General features: G+C 42.3%; 19 protein-coding genes. 14 read left to right on the forward strand and 5 right to left on the reverse strand.

Features of this window, described 5'->3' with window-relative positions; all coding sequences use genetic code 11:
- Window positions 1-17 precede the first annotated feature (17 nt).
- Window positions 18-2,174, forward strand: coding sequence for a GTP diphosphokinase (gene relA / locus ACYVIL_RS15135; protein WP_303472597.1), 2,157 nt, complete (start codon window positions 18-20; stop codon window positions 2,172-2,174).
- On the forward strand, window positions 2,152-2,988 hold the full coding sequence (gene mazG / locus ACYVIL_RS15140; protein WP_303472596.1) for a nucleoside triphosphate pyrophosphohydrolase: 837 nt from the start codon (window positions 2,152-2,154) through the stop codon (window positions 2,986-2,988). The genes relA and mazG overlap by 23 nt, the downstream gene beginning before the upstream one ends.
- On the opposite strand, the gene ACYVIL_RS15145 is transcribed toward mazG, so the two are convergent.
- A complete protein-coding gene (locus ACYVIL_RS15145) occupies window positions 2,977-5,061 on the reverse strand; it encodes a trypsin-like serine protease (protein WP_460313228.1) in 2,085 nt (694 codons plus the stop codon). The genes mazG and ACYVIL_RS15145 overlap by 12 nt on opposite strands.
- 511 nt (window positions 5,062-5,572) lie before the next feature.
- Between ACYVIL_RS15145 and rplM the strand changes: the two genes are divergently transcribed.
- The 9 genes from rplM (at window position 5,573) to ACYVIL_RS15190 (ending at window position 11,456) form a co-directional block, all read left to right on the forward strand.
- A complete protein-coding gene (gene rplM, locus ACYVIL_RS15150; protein ID WP_216046920.1) occupies window positions 5,573-6,001 on the forward strand; it encodes a 50S ribosomal protein L13 in 429 nt (142 codons plus the stop codon).
- Window positions 6,002-6,013: 12 nt separating this feature from the next.
- Window positions 6,014-6,406 carry a 30S ribosomal protein S9 gene (rpsI, locus tag ACYVIL_RS15155; protein WP_303472592.1) on the forward strand — a complete coding sequence of 131 codons (393 nt, stop codon included), beginning with the start codon at window positions 6,014-6,016 and terminating at the stop codon, window positions 6,404-6,406.
- Window positions 6,407-6,706: 300 nt separating this feature from the next.
- Complete coding sequence (gene petA, locus ACYVIL_RS15160; protein ID WP_303472590.1) at window positions 6,707-7,342, forward strand: ubiquinol-cytochrome c reductase iron-sulfur subunit; 636 nt, start codon at window positions 6,707-6,709, stop codon at window positions 7,340-7,342.
- Between the two features lies 1 nt (window position 7,343).
- Window positions 7,344-8,612, forward strand: coding sequence for a cytochrome b (locus ACYVIL_RS15165; RefSeq protein ID WP_303472588.1), 1,269 nt, complete (start codon window positions 7,344-7,346; stop codon window positions 8,610-8,612).
- The gene (locus ACYVIL_RS15170) at window positions 8,609-9,343 is read left to right on the forward strand and encodes a cytochrome c1 (protein ID WP_303472586.1); all 735 of its coding nucleotides are present in this window, start codon (window positions 8,609-8,611) and stop codon (window positions 9,341-9,343) included. The genes ACYVIL_RS15165 and ACYVIL_RS15170 overlap by 4 nt, the downstream gene beginning before the upstream one ends.
- Before the next feature lie 152 nt (window positions 9,344-9,495).
- Entirely contained in the window at window positions 9,496-10,128 is a 633-nt protein-coding gene (sspA, locus tag ACYVIL_RS15175; protein WP_303472584.1) for a stringent starvation protein SspA, read from the forward strand.
- Between the two features lie 22 nt (window positions 10,129-10,150).
- Entirely contained in the window at window positions 10,151-10,558 is a 408-nt protein-coding gene (locus tag ACYVIL_RS15180; RefSeq protein ID WP_460313353.1) for a ClpXP protease specificity-enhancing factor, read from the forward strand.
- A 77-nt stretch (window positions 10,559-10,635) separates the two neighbouring features.
- The gene (locus ACYVIL_RS15185; protein WP_460313232.1) at window positions 10,636-11,013 is read left to right on the forward strand and encodes a DUF2989 domain-containing protein; all 378 of its coding nucleotides are present in this window, start codon (window positions 10,636-10,638) and stop codon (window positions 11,011-11,013) included.
- A 47-nt stretch (window positions 11,014-11,060) separates the two neighbouring features.
- Entirely contained in the window at window positions 11,061-11,456 is a 396-nt protein-coding gene (locus ACYVIL_RS15190; protein WP_460313234.1) for a hypothetical protein, read from the forward strand.
- Window positions 11,457-11,519: 63 nt separating this feature from the next.
- On the opposite strand, the gene ACYVIL_RS15195 is transcribed toward ACYVIL_RS15190, so the two are convergent.
- From ACYVIL_RS15195 to ACYVIL_RS15210, 4 genes are read right to left on the reverse strand one after another with little or no spacing between them, the layout of a single operon-like run.
- Window positions 11,520-12,095, reverse strand: a complete 576-nt coding sequence (locus tag ACYVIL_RS15195; protein ID WP_303472580.1) for a BON domain-containing protein — start codon at window positions 12,093-12,095, stop codon at window positions 11,520-11,522.
- Between the two features lie 4 nt (window positions 12,096-12,099).
- The gene (locus ACYVIL_RS15200; RefSeq protein ID WP_303472578.1) at window positions 12,100-12,693 is read right to left on the reverse strand and encodes a phosphoheptose isomerase; all 594 of its coding nucleotides are present in this window, start codon (window positions 12,691-12,693) and stop codon (window positions 12,100-12,102) included.
- Between the two features lie 43 nt (window positions 12,694-12,736).
- The gene (locus tag ACYVIL_RS15205) at window positions 12,737-13,096 is read right to left on the reverse strand and encodes a YraN family protein (RefSeq protein ID WP_303472576.1); all 360 of its coding nucleotides are present in this window, start codon (window positions 13,094-13,096) and stop codon (window positions 12,737-12,739) included.
- Complete coding sequence (locus ACYVIL_RS15210; protein ID WP_460313237.1) at window positions 13,083-15,053, reverse strand: penicillin-binding protein activator; 1,971 nt, start codon at window positions 15,051-15,053, stop codon at window positions 13,083-13,085. Before ACYVIL_RS15210 ends, ACYVIL_RS15205 begins: the two co-directional genes overlap by 14 nt.
- Window positions 15,054-15,138: 85 nt before the next feature.
- Between ACYVIL_RS15210 and rsmI the strand changes: the two genes are divergently transcribed.
- From rsmI to ACYVIL_RS15225, 3 genes are read left to right on the forward strand one after another with little or no spacing between them, the layout of a single operon-like run.
- Window positions 15,139-15,978 carry a 16S rRNA (cytidine(1402)-2'-O)-methyltransferase gene (gene rsmI / locus ACYVIL_RS15215; protein ID WP_460313239.1) on the forward strand — a complete coding sequence of 280 codons (840 nt, stop codon included), beginning with the start codon at window positions 15,139-15,141 and terminating at the stop codon, window positions 15,976-15,978.
- Entirely contained in the window at window positions 15,971-17,017 is a 1,047-nt protein-coding gene (locus ACYVIL_RS15220; protein WP_460313241.1) for an FAD:protein FMN transferase, read from the forward strand. The genes rsmI and ACYVIL_RS15220 overlap by 8 nt, the downstream gene beginning before the upstream one ends.
- Window positions 17,004-17,882 (forward strand): DMT family transporter, encoded by an 879-nt coding sequence (locus tag ACYVIL_RS15225; protein WP_460313243.1) that lies wholly within the window; start codon window positions 17,004-17,006, stop codon window positions 17,880-17,882. The genes ACYVIL_RS15220 and ACYVIL_RS15225 overlap by 14 nt, the downstream gene beginning before the upstream one ends.
- Window positions 17,883-17,920: the final 38 nt, after the last annotated feature.

Consider the following 17,920-nt stretch of genomic DNA (forward strand, 5'->3'; position numbering starts at 1 on the left):
TCTACTGGGCTATTACTATGGTTTCAATCCGAACAGTTCATCAACCTCAAAGACCTACATTTGATAAATGGCTTGATTGCTTGAATCTGTCGGAGAAGACTAAACAAAAACTGCGGGATACCTCTGAGTCGCCAGAAATTTTGCTGGTGGGTCAAGAAATGGTGGAAATTCTCCATGAGTTGAACATGGATGATGAAACGCTGCAAGCATCGTTGGTGTATCCCTACTGTGAAGTCCATGGGTTAGATGACGATCAAATAGAAGAAGAGTTTGGCAAAGGAGTTCGCCACTTAATTTCCGGTGTGCGTCGAATGGATGCCATTAAATCGTTACACAGTCGAAGTAGCAAGAAGGCTGACGAAGCACAAATAGACAACATTCGCCGCATGTTGTTAGCCATGGTCGAAGATGTTCGTACAGTGTTAATAAAGTTAGCCGAACGTATTTGTACCCTTCAGAAAATGAAAACCGCAGAAGAAGAAACTCGGGTCATAGTTGCGCGGGAATGCTCAACAATTTACGCTCCCCTTGCCAATAGGTTAGGGATTGGCCAGCTCAAATGGGAAATTGAAGATCTTTCATTTCGCTACTTGCACCCAGAAACCTATAAAAAAATCGCTAATTTATTAGACGAGAAGCGGACTGACAGACAACATTATATCGAAGAGTTTGTGAGTAATTTACAAACTGAAATGGACAATGCGAATATCAAGGTAAAAGTCTACGGACGTCCCAAACATATTTACAGCATATGGAAAAAAATGCAGAAAAAGCATTTGTCCTTTGAGCAACTCTTTGACATTCGAGCTGTACGGATCATCGCTGAAAGACTGCAAGATTGTTATAGCGCTTTGGGGATCGTCCATTCACTTTTTAAACATATACCCAGTGAATTTGATGACTATATCGCTACTCCTAAGCCGAATGGTTATCAATCCATTCACACAGTGGTTCGTGGCCCTGAAGAGCGCCCCGTAGAAATCCAAATTCGCACGGAACAAATGCATCAGGATGCTGAATTGGGTATTGCAGCTCACTGGAAATATAAAGAAGGGGTGAGTTCAGAGCGTTCTGCTTATGAAGATAAAATTAATTGGTTGCGTAAAATCCTGTTGTGGCAAGAAGAAGTGGCAGAATCAGGAGACCTGGTTGAAGAGTTACGCAGTCAGGTCTTCGATGATAGGGTTTATGTATTTACTCCTAAGGGTGATGTCATTGATTTACCCCTTGGTTCAACCCCACTAGATTTCGCTTATTATATTCACAGTAATGTGGGTCATCGCTGTAATGGCGCTAAAGTAAATGGCCGCATTGTCACCTTCACTTATCAGTTGCAAACCGGTGATCAGGTTGAAGTATTAACCGGTAAGAACCTTAACCCTAGTCGTGATTGGATGCATCCAAGTTTGGGTTATGTGCATTCATCTAGGGCAAGGGCCAAAATTCATACTTGGTTTAAAAAGCAAGATAAAGAGAAGAACCTTCAAGCCGGTAAAGAGTTATTAGAGCGAGAACTTTCGAAAGCTAATTTAGTACTAAAAGATGCAACTAAAGCCTGCGAACGCTTCAATATGAATCAGGTTGAGGATCTCTATGCTGCCATCGGCGGCGGTGATCTGCGTATTATGCAGGTGGTTAACTATTTACAACAACTTGATGCGCCACCACCAGAAATTGACCCCAGGGTTAAAACGACCCAAAGTAAACCCGCTAAAGGTACCACAGACAGCATAGTGGTAGAAGGAGTGGGCAATCTCATGAGTCAAATTGCCAAGTGTTGCCAGCCATTACCCGGTGATGCAATACAAGGCTATATCACCATGGGAAGAGGGATCAGTGTTCATCGGGAAAACTGTGAGCAATTGAGTCACTTGTTAGAGCAACATCCAGAGCGAGAAATTGAAGTTAATTGGGCCAATGATTTAAGAGCCAGTTTTCAAACTGACCTTGATGTGCACACATCTGACCGAGACGGCATATTACGAGATATCACCACTGTATTGGCGAATGATAAAGTAACCTTATTGGGTGTAAACAGCTTGAGCAACACTAAAGATCAAACGGCGAAAATTAAGGTATCCTTGGAAATCAAAGATCTTACTAGTTTGTCTAGAACCATCGCCAGATTGCAACAGGTTAAAGGAGTAACTGATGTTATCAGGCTCGACAAGTGAGTCGGATGATCAGGGGCGCTATCCCCAAGTCGCGCGTTTGCTTAAGATTATGGCGCAACTACGTGATCCCGATACGGGTTGTCCCTGGGATAAACAGCAAAATTTCGAATCAATAGTCCCTTTTACCATTGAAGAAGCGTATGAAGTGGCCGATGCCATTGAACATGGCAGCATGCAGGATATTCAAGATGAGTTAGGTGATCTACTGTTTCAGGTTGTGTTCTATGCGCAGTTAGGAAAAGAGCAGCAAGCGTTTGATTTTGAAGAAATTGCACGCACAATTAGCGATAAGTTAGTACGTCGTCATCCCCACGTGTTTGCAGAAAAAACAGACCTTTCCGCTGAGCAGGTTAGTCTTAACTGGGATGCAATCAAACAACAAGAACGAGCCCAAAAGGGCGCACAAGAGTCAACCAGTATTTTGCAAAATATCCCAATGGGAATGTCGCCTCTTATGGTTGCCGATAAAATTCAAAAAGCCTGCGCCAAAGTGGGATTTGATTGGCCTAATGTTGCGCCTGTGGTGGAAAAAGTAGAAGAAGAAATCGCTGAAGTTATGGAAGAACTTGAACAACAACCTAAAGATCAGCATCGTATCGAAGAGGAAATGGGAGACTTGCTATTTGCAGTGGTAAATTTATCACGGCATTTAAATGTGAATCCAGAAACTGCGCTTAGAAAAGCGAACCACAAATTCGCGGGGCGCTTTGCAAAGGTAGAGCAGCATTTTGCTGAGCAGAATACCGCCCTTCCAGATACCACCCTTAGCCAGATGGAAGCCATCTGGCAAAAGGTCAAACATTTAAAAAGTTAGTCTTCGCACACCTATTCCAGCAAATAACAGTAAAAGTAACCAAGTCATGGTTCCGCCACCGCCTGAGCTGGTATTAGTGGGTTCACTTACCGGCGTTGTTGGCGTAAATACGAAATTACGTACTTTTCCTTGGTCATCGCCGTCTGAGACATTAAAGTCTTTACGATAGGATATCTCTACTAGGTTAGTGCCTTCAGATAGTGAAATACTTTGACTGGTATAATCCACTTCCCCTGAAATAAATTCGATTTCTTCACCATTGACCAATAAGTAAAGTGCGTCAAAAGGCTCACTTGGCTCATCTTCATTTTCTTCTGACGATACTGCCCACTCAAAATCCAATGTGCCAGCACCTTCAATAGCGGCGATGAGGATACTTTCTTCGTTACCGGATATATTGCCGCTAACCACTCCGCCGACGGAGTTAGTGCGCCAGGACACATCACCGCCACTGTAGATGCTCACTGCTGAACTTTGCGTGCCTATGGAGCTTGCTAATTCAGAGGCAGCGCCAACGGCATAACCTTGAATATTGATTGAACCCGTTGGGATATCTTGGACGTCAGAAGCAATGGTGATGGTGGAAGTTTTAGCCCCCTGTGTTTGTGCATTGAAGGTCACGACTAACTGGCAACTTTGCTGAGCTGTTAAGGTTGTGCATTGAGAACTATCGATACTAAAGTCATTGTCATTCGATAAGCTGATGGTTGGCATTATGGTACTATTAGAATTATTAGTAACCGTGAATTCCTGCTCAATAGCTACATTAACAGGGGAATTGGTGATATCTGAATTTCCGGTAATGCCCACACCTGACCGGGTGGCATCGATAAAATCGAGTAACGCGCCCACTCTGGCATATACGCCAGGGTAACCTTCTGCAGCGCAGCCTATTCCCCAACTCGTTATACCTACTTGCAAAGGACCAGAACTGCTTTCAACAAACAAAGGACCGCCACTATCTCCTTGGCAAGCGCTTGCACCACCTGAGTCTAGTGCAGCACAAATCATTTGTTCAGTAATGCCTGTACTGAACGTATTGATCCCTTGTGAACTAGCTAGTTCACTTCGGCATTGTGTATTGGAAAGTAACGGCAGTTCTACTTCTTGCAATATATCTGGAAAGTTGCCGGTAGGACCTTCATTGGGTAGATAGCCAGTGCGACCGCCCCAACCAATTGAGGTGGCAATGGTATTTTCGATGGCCAATTGGTCGGTGGTGTCTGCATCGGCAAGTTGAATGGCTGTAGCATCCACAGTTTCAACCAGCTCAATTAGGGCTACATCATTGTCAAACGATTCTGAATCATAATTGGGGTGGGAATAAATACGCTTAATGGCGATAGCTTCCTCGGCCCCATCTGTGAGGTTGTACTCACCCACATTAACTTGATATTGATCGGCAAATTCGGAGTCTACACAGTGGGCAGCGGTTAACACCCATTGTTCCCCTAAGAAGGTTGCTCCACAAACCACATCTTGACTAGTACCTGTTAGGGTGGTGGAAGAAATACTTGCGCTGGCATTGTCCAATTCTAAGAGTGCCTGTCCATCTTCTTGTGAGATTGCCACAACCGGAATGTTGCCACTAAAATCATCTCCTAATGTGCCCGATTCTAAAGCACCCTCGACGTTATTATAAATAATGACACCTATGCCTCCGCCGGATTCACAATTTAGTGCTTTTTCAGAGAAGTTGATATCGCCTCGTTCAATCAAACATATGTTATTGCTTACCCCTTCACATTGTGAATCACCAATACCGCAATCAACCAAAGTACCCGCTGCTTCGCCATCTGGTCCAAATCCAAAGGCGTCGGAGTCATATCCAATACTGTTTATTGTTACCCTAGTTTCAATTTCTGAGCCCACTATCACCAATGCCGACATAAACGGGTATTCCCCTTCATCTGCAGAGGAACCACCAACAATAAGTGGGCTGATAGCGGAGCTTTTTGAATTACTACCTTGTTGTTGACTCAATTCGATTTGCTCTGAGCGTAGGCTGGTTGCCATGGCCAGGTTCATTTGAATGCTGGCAATGACCAACAAAACCAACTTATTGTACTTCATCTAACGGACTCCAATAGAAACGTTGTACTCTCACACTAAATACTAGACTTTTCTTGAACAGTGCGAGTTATGACCTCGGAAATAATCTAAGGTTTAATTGTGATGAGCAATATATATTAAACAAACTCAATTCACTAATTCCGCTCCTGTTACTGGAGGAATTATCCGTAATTTAATGCCGAATTACACACTTTACTAGAACAGATTACTGACGTTTGAATAATATTAGCCCATACAATGGACTAACTTAAATGAACTGAATATGAATTGAATGTCTTAATTGACTAAAAAACTTGCAATACCCCCTCGCGTTTTATGAAAACTTCTGTATAATTCGCGCCCTGCCCAGTTACGCCCACTTTGGGAAAGTGGAAGAATCAATCGACTCGAAGGGGTCAGAATATTGATTTAAGAGGTTTTCTGGATTGTGGAATGTCGATGCAATGTATTCGATATTTGGCAAAAGCAGAAAATTAACCAGTAACAATTTATATATTTCGGGTATTTTAAAATGAAAACTTTTGTTGCAAAACCAGAGACGGTAAAACGCGACTGGTATGTGGTTGACGCCGCAGACAAAACACTTGGTCGTTTGGCCACTGAAATCGCGATACGTTTACGCGGTAAGCATAAACCAGAGTACACTCCACATGTTGACACTGGTGATTACATTATCGTAATCAATGCTGAAAAAGTGACAGTTACTGGCCGTAAGGCACAGAACAAAATCTATTATTCCTACACTGGTTACCCAGGTGGATTGAAAGATACAACATTTGAGAAACTTCAAGCTCACAAGCCTGAAATGATCATCGAGAAAGCGGTAAAAGGTATGTTGCCTAAAGGTCCTCTTGGACGTGCTATGTTCCGCAAAATGAAAGTGTACGCTGGTACTGAGCATTCACATGCTGCTCAACAGCCTCAAGTTCTAGACATTTAAGGAGCGAGAAAAATGGCAGATACTCAATACTACGGCACTGGCCGTCGCAAAAGCTCTACCGCTCGTGTTTTTCTACGTCCAGGTAGTGGTAACATTGTAGTTAACAAGCGTCCTTTGGATGTTTTCTTTGGTCGTGAAACAGCACGTATGGTTGTTAGACAACCACTAGAGCTAGTTGAAATGACTGACAAATTTGACCTATACGTCACCGTTGCCGGTGGTGGTATTAGTGGTCAAGCTGGTGCAATCCGTCACGGCATTACTCGTGCATTGATGGAATATGACGAAGCACTTCGTCCAGCGCTACGTAAAGCCGGGTTTGTAACTCGTGATGCACGTAAAGTTGAGCGTAAGAAAGTGGGTCTTCATAAAGCACGTAAGCGTCCTCAATACTCAAAACGTTAATTTTTACGTTACGAATATTTCAAAAACCCAGCAATGCTGGGTTTTTTATTGTTAAAAATTTGTGATTTTATGTCTATTACATTTAATTCAATTGCCTCTAACTAGATTAATCCCAGAAAACACAGGATTATTTACTTAATTCCTTGTCTTTATTAGGGGTTTTCTTTTATCATTTCATGTTAATAGATAAATTCAACAAAACCGTAATTTCTTGTGCGAGTTACCTGTTAGCAAATTGCTATCGGAACCAACTTTTTATGTTCAAGAAGTATCACTAAATCCGAACTTGGAGAAGAGTGGATGAGCAATGTGTCTGTCGATACAAATGATTCGTCAAATAATGACAATCAGCCTCAAGACAACCCTAGGCGCCGTTTCCTTACCGTAGCAACTTCAGTTGTAGGTGCCGCTGGTGTCGTTGGTGTAGCTGTACCTTTTATTGGTTCATGGAGCCCAAGCGAAAGGGCTAAAGCTGCCGGAGCCGATGTGCAAATTGACATTGGTAAAATTCAACCTGGACAAATGATTCGTGTTATTTGGCGAAGTAAGCCTGTTTGGGTTGTAAGGCGTACACCAGAGTTACTCGCTTCATTAGCTAAGCATGAAGATATTCTTAAGGACCCAGACTCTGAGCAGGAACAACAGCCTGCATTTGCTAAGAACCGCTATCGTTCTTTGAAAGAAGAGTATTTGATTCTGGTGGGAATTTGTACCCATCTAGGCTGCTCTCCTCAGCACTTGACTGACGGCGCATTTGCTGAATACGTCGAAGGCGTGGATGAAGGATTCTTCTGTCCTTGTCACGGATCTAAATTTGATATGGCTGGCCGCGTTTTCGACGGTGTACCTGCACCCTTGAACTTGGTGGTACCGCCTTATCAATATGTTGATGATAATACCGTAATTATCGGTTCTGAAGCCGAGGGGGCAGCATAAGATGTTTAAAGGTCTTTTAGATTGGATTGAATATCGTATTCCAATGATGCGCGTTGCTAATATGCACGCGATTCAATACCCCGCACCAAAAAATATGAATTTTTGGTATATCTTTGGTTTCCTAGCCACAATCGTTTTGATTAACCAAATCGTGACTGGTGTATGGCTGACCATGAACTTTGTACCTTCATCTGAAGGCGCATTTGCTTCTGTTGAGTACATTATGCGTGATGTACCTTACGGAGACGTGCTTAGGTATATGCACTCTACTGGCGCATCTGCATTCTTTATCGTCGTGTATTTACATATGTTCCGCGGCATGATGTACGGGTCTTACCAAAAGCCTCGTGAACTACTGTGGTTATTTGGTATGTTCATTTACCTTGCGCTAATGGCGGAAGCCTTCATGGGCTACGTGTTACCTTGGGGGCAAATGTCATATTGGGGAGCGCAAGTAATTGTATCTTTGTTCAGTGCGATTCCTGTAATCGGTCCAGACTTAGTTGAGTGGATTCAAGGTGACTATGTTATCTCTGGCGCCACACTTAACCGTTTCTTTGCTCTACATGTTATTGCATTGCCTTTGGTTATCGTTATTTTAGTGTTCTTACACATTGTAGCGTTACATGAAGTGGGTTCAAACAACCCTGACGGTGTTGAAGTGAAGCGTAAAAAAGGTTCATTGACTGAAGATCAAAAAACCAAGTTTGAAATGCATGAATACTACACTAAGAAGTACGACATCATTGATGATGTAGTGCCTTTCTTCCCACATATCGTGTTGAAGGATATGGTTGCATTCGCGGCATTCTTATTTATCTTCTGCTACATCATGTTTTTCGCTCCTGGAATGGGGGGATATTTCTTAGAGCATCCTAACTTTGAAATTGCTAACCCACTGAAAACGCCTGAGCATATTTTCCCTGTTTGGTACTTCACGCCTTTCTACGCAATATTGAAAGCCGTACCTGATAAGTTACTCGGTGTAATAGCCATGTTCGCTGCAATCGTTGCATTGTTCCTATTACCATGGATTGATCGCGGTAAAGTGAAATCGTGGCGTTATCGCTGTGGTTTACATCGCTGGAATCTACTAGTGTTTGCAGCTGTGTTTATCTTCTTGGGTTACTTAGGTGGAACACCACAAGAAAATTGGAAAATAATTGCGTCTCGAATCGCTACTATTATGTACTTTGGATTCTTTGTTTTGATGTTTATATACAGCAGAAATGAGAATACTAAGCCGGTACCAGAGAGGATCACGAAATGAAAAAGTTTGTATTAGTGTTAACTTTATTGTTTTCGGGACTTGCTGGTGCTGCCAGTGGCGGAATCGAAAACGACCATATCGATATTGATTTGAACGATAAGGCTGCATTGCAAAATGGTGCTAAATTGTTCAACAACTACTGCTTAGGTTGTCATAACATGCAGTATCAGCGCTATGAGCGTAGTTTCAAAGATTTAGGTATTCCTAATGAGTTGGGACAAGAATACTTGCAGTTTACTGGTGAAAAAGTATCAGATCATATTAAAAGTGCTATTCCTGCCGAGAATGCTGCTAAATGGTTTGGCGCTCCACCTCCCGATTTAACCCTAGTAGCTCGTGTAAGAGGTGCTGATTGGTTGTATACCTATTTGCGCACCTTTTATGTTGATGAGAGTAAAACGTTTGGGGTGAACAATAAACGTTTCCCAGATGTGGGTATGCCTCACGTTCTTCAAGAGTTGCAAGGTACGCCTCGTGAAACTCATGAAGAAAGAATGATCGATGGCGAAATGAAAGAAGTTTACGTTGGCATTAAAACAGATGGCAACGGTGAATTGAATACAGAAGAGTATGACAAGGCGGTGGGAGATCTAGTTCATTACCTTGTTTATGTTGGTGAACCCGGCCGTTTAAATTTAGAAGCTACCGGAAAATGGGTTTTAGCCTTCATAGTTGTACTGTTTATTTTCGTTTATCTACTTAAGAAAGAATATTGGCGTGATGTTCACTAATTCACCCAAAATTAAGGTATAATCAAAAAAGGGGCGGAATTGCCCCTTTTTTTAATCAGTCTAATGCCGTGAAAGGGTTAGGCGACCAGTCAATCTCGTTGTTTTTTACCCTGTATTGATTGGCCTGTTTTGTTGATTCTGGAGGATAGTTAATGGCTGTAGCCGCGAATAAACGTTCAATCATGACGTTGTTCTCTGACACAAGTGATATTTACAGTCACCAAGTGCGTATAGTACTTGCGGAAAAAGGAGTGGGCGTTGAAATCAGCTATACTGATCCAACCAACCTTCCTGAAGATTTACTTGATTTAAACCCCTATGGCACAGTGCCTACACTGGTTGATAGAGAACTGGTTTTATACAAGTCCCATATCATTATGGAGTACTTGGATGAGCGCTTCCCACATCCTCCTCTTATGCCTGTCTACCCTGTATCTCGTGGTCAAAGTCGTTTGATGATGCACCGTATAGAGCAAGACTGGTATTCAGTTGCTGATAAGATTGTAGCAGGTAAAGGTGATTTGGATGCTGCGCGTAACGAGTTACGAGAAGCATTGCTGAGTTTAGCGCCATTGTTTGCTGAAACACCCTTCTTTATGAGTGAAGAGTTTAGTTTGGTCGATTGTTATTTAGCTCCTTTATTGTGGAGATTGCCGGCACTTGGCATCGAACTAACCGGAGCAGGCAGTAAAGAAGTACTAGCTTATATGAATCGTATATTTGCTCGTAGCTCATTTAAAGCTTCGTTAACCGATCAAGAAAGAGAAATACACGATCCACTTTAAGTGGTTTAGGTAGCCTATTATGATGACTTCAAATCAGCCCTATTTGTTAAGAGCATTTTACGAATGGATCGTAGACAACGACTTAACACCTTATTTAGTTGTTGATGCGACTTTTGATGGTACAAATGTGCCTCAAGAGCATGTCCGAGACGGACAAATCGTTCTTAATGTATCACCAAGTGCATGTGTTAAATTAAATATTGGTGATGCGGATGTTAGTTTTGAAGCTCGCTTTGGCGGGGTACCACGACAGTTAGTGGTTCCCACGCACGCTGTTTTAGCTATTTATGCAAAAGAAAATGGTGCAGGTACAGTATTTACTCCAGAAGAAAATCTTACTGATGGAGATAAGGAAGGGGCAGCTGCTAAACCTAAAGCAACACCCAAACCTGAGCGGAAAGGTCCACCGAACCTAACTGTTGTTAAATAAACAATAAAAGGCGCTATTTAGCGCCTTTTTTATCAAATAAAAATATCATTTAGTTCAAGGTTTCTGGGAAAGTATCTATGCGTTATTGGTTGATTTGGGTAAGCATTTTGATAGCGGGTTGCAACAACGACGGCGTCGCTGATGATTCTATGTGGCAGATTTGTGATACCTATCAGGATATCTGCGACAGCACACACTCAGGAGCGTTGTGTTCTTTACCACGCAGTGAAGTGATCCGTGATCTTGCTCGTCAACGGGAGCAATTGAATTCTATTAACACCTATATAGTACTTAAAAGTCTCGATGCATATCGAAGTTGTTTAGAAAATGCTTTTGTCTCTGAAGCGGTTAGAAATAAAAGTGACAAGCAATCACAGATGACAACCATTCGAAAAATTCCTGAAATACAACGGGAGTTAATCGCTAGCACTCGTTCCATTCCCCTCCTGAAGTGAACCTTTGGCTTTGGACAAAGTCTCAAAATCAAGATAATTGGGAATCCATGGTAAATGGCTACGAGACGGCTAAAGAAGTGCATGTGGATGTGTATGTTGCTCTAATGACGCACTCCGCAGAGTATAACCATGAGCAAGGCATAAAGTATGCGCGTCAAGCCCTCAAAAAAGCGGATGTCATAAAAGATATCCAGCCGTCAGTATATGAGTTTTATGTTGGTTATTACCTGCAAAAAAATGAATTAGAGAAAGCGGCTATCTGGCAAGGGTTATATAGCGCGCTAGATAAAAATAAGGCTGAGGTGAATGCCCATTACTTTAAGTTGTTTGAAAAGATGTCTCCATCACAAATACGAAGGGCTCAGAACAAAGTAGATGAATTATTATTCGACGCCAAATGGTTGAATAAGGATATGGGGTCGTTTCCAACAGATTTACAGTAAATTGGAGCGGACCCTGTTTAATGTATGATTTGCCTACTCAGAGACTGTTTTGCCTAGAAGAGTCTAGTTGTTTTCAAATGCTTTAATAACCCGAGCTACGCCGTTTACGTTGCGGGCAATTTCAACGGCGATATCAGCTTCACTATTATCAACTAAGCCCATTAAAAACACTTCAGAGTCTTCTACTTCCACAATTATATTTAAACCGTCTACACGCTTATCACCAATTAACGCTGTTTTCACTTTACTGGCTAACCAAGTGTCATTTGCAATGACTGTGGCTGGAATAGGTTCCGCAATGCGCATTTGATTGTGAATTTTACGCAAGTTATCTACGGTTTGAGCAGTGGATGAGACTTCGGCTCTAATAGACTCTGACGGCGCTTGACCAACTAACAAAACGATACCATTGAAAACGGTGATATCGATTCTGGCAGAATCTAGCTTGGCGTTATTGGCAAACTTAGCTGCTAGTCGAGCCGTAGCGGTTTTGTCATCCAGCTGGGTCCCCAAAGTCCGTCTATCATGGGCCGCAGAGGCGGCTCCAACACCCGCACCGACTACCAGAGCAGCACATCCTTGCAAAAGCAAGGTGGTCATAGCGATCAAAATCAGTGAACGACCAGATGAAAATAACATGCTGCTACTCCGCTCCTTGTTCAGGGAATAAACTATCATCGATACACTCACATAAATTATGTATCACTAATAAGTGTACTTCTTGAATACGTGCAGTTCGGTTTGATGGAACTCGAATTTCAACGTCATTTGGACCAAGTAATCCTGCCATTTCGCCACCGTCTTTTCCGGTTAGCGCGACTATGGTCATATCTCTGCTTAATGCGGCTTCCATGGCATTAATCACATTTCTAGAGTTGCCACTAGTGGATATAGCTAACAAGATGTCACCGGCTTGTCCTAGTGCCCTGACTTGTTTAGAAAACACTTCGTCGTAGCTGTAATCATTAGCAATAGAAGTGATGGTTGACGAATCTGTAGTTAATGCCATCGCTGGTAAACTCGGACGATCCCGTTCATAACGATTAAGCAGTTCTGAAGAAAAGTGTTGGGCGTCTCCGGCTGAACCTCCATTCCCGCATGATAAAATTTTATTGCCGTGAATAAGTGCATCAACCATCATCTGTGATGCTTTAAAAATCGACTCTGGAAGTACTTCTCCAGCGGCTATTTTCGTCTGGATACTTTCAGTGAAATTTGCTTTTATTTGTTCAATCATGACAATCTCAGTTGTGTTTTTAATAGAATATCAATGGCATGTTTCAGACCGATTTGAACCACTGAATTTGATCACCGTCAATTGCAACTAAATCAATACGATGTGCTACCATTGCGGGGTTTAGACGGTGAAAGTGCATAAAATGTTTCACTGCCTGAGTAAATTTTTTTCGTTTGGCAGCATGAAAGTATTCTGCTGCTGTACCATAGTCAGAATTGCTGCGGTATTTTACTTCAACAAATACCCACTCTTGACCGTTTCGCATTACCAAATCGATTTCACCAGAGCGACAATGATAATTGCTCTGATAAAAATCCAACCCATTTTCTTGCAAGTACTGGCGAGCTTTGATTTCTGACAACTGTCCAGTTGTTCTTGCGAAACGTTGCTTAATCCTTTGCAAGCAATATCACCTCTCTTTCCGTAATTTTACCAAAAGGAAGCACGCGAATAACATTGCCGTTTTGGTCAACCGATAGAGTGCCAGTTAAGCCTTTGACCGAGACTTGAGGTAATACTTTTAAACTAGACAAAACGGGGACTAGCGTATACGCATCGAAGCCTAAAGCAAATAAACGTTTTAAGGTATCGTCTTGTTTAGGCCAAATGGCTTCCACTTCACTTTTAAGTGATTGATGTTCTCCATCTGGTAACATCCAGGGCATATCGGTAAATGTAATATTTCGCAGATCCCGCAAGGTATTATTACTAAAATTCTTACTGTAGCTCCTAGACGAAGCATATACGGGGACGGCCTTGTCATTAAAAGGGCTTAAGCTAGTTTCAACTATCGGGTTAAGTAATTCTGTTTGTTCAGGCGATGCAAATAAAACGATGGCATCAATGTCTCTTCGGTTCCTTGGAACCGAATGAATTTTTTCACTGGTGATACTTTCTAATTGGTTTATACGTGTTTTACTTTGGGAGACATCCAGCAAAGAGGTTAAGCTGGTGCGCATACTCTTATTGTCGGTAAACGTTGCTAACCCAGGGGCTACCCCGTCCCCTTCAGTTAATTGTTGCCAAGTTTGTAAAAAGGCATTGGCCATACGTTTAGGAGCACCGCTTTGTTGAGAGACAACAATGGGGCTAGTAGCACCGGTTTTGAACACTTTGTTGGCTAACTGTACCGCTTCGTCTTCTGGAGACAGTGCAAAATAGATGCGAACTCCGGGTTGGCTATCATCTTGCTGTCTTGCTGATTCTTGTATTTCTGGGGTGGCTAGTTCCAAACTTTGGTTGTTATCCAAAGAAGATGGATCTATCACTCCAGGTTCAGATACAAGCTTGCTGTTATCAAGTCTATTCAAGCCTATAATATTCAATTCTGGCGGTGCTAATTGACTAAACTCAGCCAACTTGTCTTTTACCAAAGGTCCGATTACCACGTCATATTCTGATACTTCTGCTACCAATTCAGCCATTGGCTTACTTTCAATATCGAAAAAATGTAGAGCAGGGAAGTCGTCCCTGGTGTCACTGGGCATTGAACTTTGCTTGCCATAATAGGCTGCCAGAAGACCTTGTTTTATGGCTAAACCTTGTTGCGATAATCTACCAGAAAGAGGTAAGAGTACCGCTATTCTGTGGGTTTCTAAGGGACTTATACTTACGGCCATTTGGACTTCTTGGGGTAAGTTAATGCTTAAAGGATGAGAACCGAATCGTGTTTGCCATTCGTTTACAGCAGTTTGTAGTTGCTGGTGTTGTAAACCAAAACGTTTAACGATTAGGCTCAATTGTATCCAGGGCGATAATTCTGAATGGGCGCGAAGTGCATTTTCTAACTCTGTCTCAGTCAACCTTTGCAGCAAATACCATACATCTTTATCCTGCTGATTTTCTGCAGGTTCAATTTGGTTCAATACTAGTGCTGCATTGAGCCACTGTTTTAAGTGCACGTATTGTTTGTATTGAATATATAGAACACGATTTTTGTGGCTAATATTTTGATTTATTTGGTCTTGCAATGTGGCAATCTTGGCCCAATCGGTAGGGGTTTTTGCCAATTCACATTCAGCTAATATAATTTGACTTTGATTACGTAGAGTCGGCGATGTGAGTTCAGGCATAGTGAGCTGTACAATTTTCTCACTTTGTATACATTGACCTTGTTGCTTGTAAGACTCAGCCGCCAGTAAAATTCTTTGGTTACGCTGATATTTGTCACCTGTATCAGCGTATATGCGTTTTGCTTCATCTAAATATAAATAGGGATCTTTAGGCTGCGCCTCTTGTGGTTGCGTGACCGGTGAGTTGGACTCTTTAATTCCTGCTGTTTTGGTTATTTCAGGTGTCGACCCACAACCGAATAATGCTGTGACAGCACTATAAACAAATAGCCATTTTAACTTGCCCATTGATACTCTCAAAATTTTCCACCCCATTTATCTCTAGGTAGTTTAAAATGCCTAATGACGTAAAACAATCAAAGGCTGATTATAAGTGGCAAAAACTGGCACATTGTTCATTGTTTCAACACCCATTGGCAATTTGGACGATATAACGCACCGCGCAATCAAAGTATTAAACGACGTAGATTTGATTGCTGCAGAAGATACGCGGCATAGTCAAAAGCTGTTGCAACATTGGGGAGTAAGCACTCGAATGACGGCAGTTCACGATCATAATGAGAAACTGATATCCGATCGCTTAATTGAACAATTGAAAGGAGGCATGAATATCGCCTTAATTTCAGATGCGGGTACGCCTTTGATTAGTGATCCAGGGTATAACTTAGTCAATCGTTGCACTGAACAAGGTGTAACAGTGGTGCCTATTCCGGGTGTGTGTGCAGCGATTGCAGCATTAAGTGCATCAGGCTTACCCACAGATCAATTCCTATTTCACGGCTTTTTACCGGTCAAGCAGATGGCCAAACACAGTGTGTTAGAGCGTCTCAATAGTGAAACGGCAACCACGGTTTTTTATGAGAGTCCTCGGCGTATCGTCGATACCGTTGAAGCTATTATTGAAGTGTTAGGAGCACAGCGCAAAATCACCATAGCCAAAGAAATCACTAAGGCGTTTGAAACATTTTACTCGGCCACCGCAGCCCAGGCGTTAGCCTGGCTGTTAGAAGATGCTAACCATCAGCGTGGAGAGTTTGTATTAATGGTCGCTGGCGCACCCAAGCATGATACTGAAATGCCAGCAGAAAGTTTGCAGCTACTAAAAACGTTATTAGCAGAATTGCCTCTAAAAAAAGCCGCTGCTATTACCGCCTCACACTATGGACTTAAAAAAAATGCGCTCTATCAGTATGGTTTAAGCTTGAATGAGTAATGTGAAGCATCGTTTTCGCTACCTACTTTATTTATGGGTTGGGGTGAACATTACGCTTTCCAATCTTGCTTATGGGCAGTCAGAAAAAGACCTTCACAACACTGAGGGTGAGCAGGGGGCTTGGTATTCTGACAGTCGCGGCATTATGGGGACTAACATCCATACTGAAATTTGGGCCGCATCTCCAGAGGTGGGGCGCGCGGCTGTGGATGCGGTAATGGCAGAAATGCAGCGTATAAATCAATTGATGAGCCCCTATATCGACAGCAGCGAATTGTCGAAATTAAACCGTTTGGCTGCGAATACGCCAGTCACTGTCTCCAAAGAGATGTTTGAACTATTGCAGTTGTCTTATGGGCTTTCAGAAGAAACCCAGGGAGCATTCGATATTACGTTTGCCAGTGTGGGGTATTTATATGACTATCGACAAAAACAACGGCCAGATACTAAAACCATTCAAGGTTTGTTGGATGCGATTAATTATCGACACCTATTGTTAAACCCTGAACAGCAAACCGTGACTTTTGCCCATCCAAAAGTCAAAATAGATTTGGGGGGCATTGCTAAAGGACACGCGGTAGATAACGCTTTGTCTATTCTTAAAAATATGGGAATTAAACATGCTTTGGTAACGGCAGGTGGTGACACAGGGTTGTTAGGGGATCGCAATGGACGTCCTTGGAAAGTGGGGATTCGTGACCCTCGAAATCGGCAAAAACAAGCTGTGGTTTTGCCTCTTGAAAATATCGCCATGTCTACCTCTGGTGATTATGAAAGGTATTTTGAAGAGGGTGGGAAACGCTATCATCACATTCTTTCTCCAAAAAGTGGTGAGTCGAGCCGTGAAGTGCAAAGTGTGACTGTTGTTGGCCCCAGAAGCACCTTAAATGATGGTTTATCCACTGCGGTGTTTGTATTAGGCGTCAAAAAAGGCATAGATTTAATCAATCAGACCCGCGGCTATGAAGCGATTATTTTAGATGATCAGCGCCGACTACATTATTCTCGTTCATTTGAAGCCGTTCATGCTACGCATTGATCCGGGCATTTTCTTCGTTGTTCTAGGTACTATTCTATTCTCCAGTAAAGCGATTATGATTAAATACCTGTATCAGTTAGGTATAGGTCCTTTGGAATTGCAAACCCTTCGCATGTTGTTTGTTTTACCCTTTTATTTGCTGATTCTATTTTGGTCATTAAAACAGACCGGTTGGGGAACGCTCAGTCCTAAGGAATTATTGGCTTGTTGTGCAGCGGGCATCGCTTGTTATCATTTGGGCAGTTATTTCGATTTATTAGGATTACAGTACATTACTGCCGGGTTAGAGAGAATTATTCTATTTTGTTATCCCGCAGTGGCAATCTTATTTGGTTGGTGGTTTTTAAACGAAAAACCAGTCCGCAATGTCTGGTTAGCACTGATATTGTCCTATGCCGGTATTTTTGTGTTTTTCTATGCAGACCTTTCCTTCGGTGGTGATAACCTTTATTTGGGCAGTTTTCTGGTATTTGTTGCGAGTATTTTAACGGCTTGGTATTTAGTGGCCACTCAACGTTTTTCCCGACAAATTGGCAGTCAACGTTTTGTTTGTTTAGCTATGATATCTGCTTGTATTACCTTGCTAATACATTCTTATGCTGCGGGAGTGGGGGACTTATTGCACTACTCAACTGAGCTATATATGGGAGGGTTAATCGTGGCCATTTTTATGACCTTGATCCCGTCTTTTATGATCAGTGCAGGGGTGAAAAGAATAGGCGCTAGTAAAGCGTCAATTGTGGGAGCGGTAGGACCTTTATTTACGATTATTTTATCTAATCAGCTGTTAAACGAACCTGTGACACTTATGCATTTAACTGGTTTAGTATTGGTTATATTAGGCATGCGGCAACTTAGAAGTTAATTGCCGCAGGTATAAAGTGGGAAAGCAATAATCCTTAA

The organism is Aliiglaciecola aliphaticivorans (assembly GCF_054782055.1).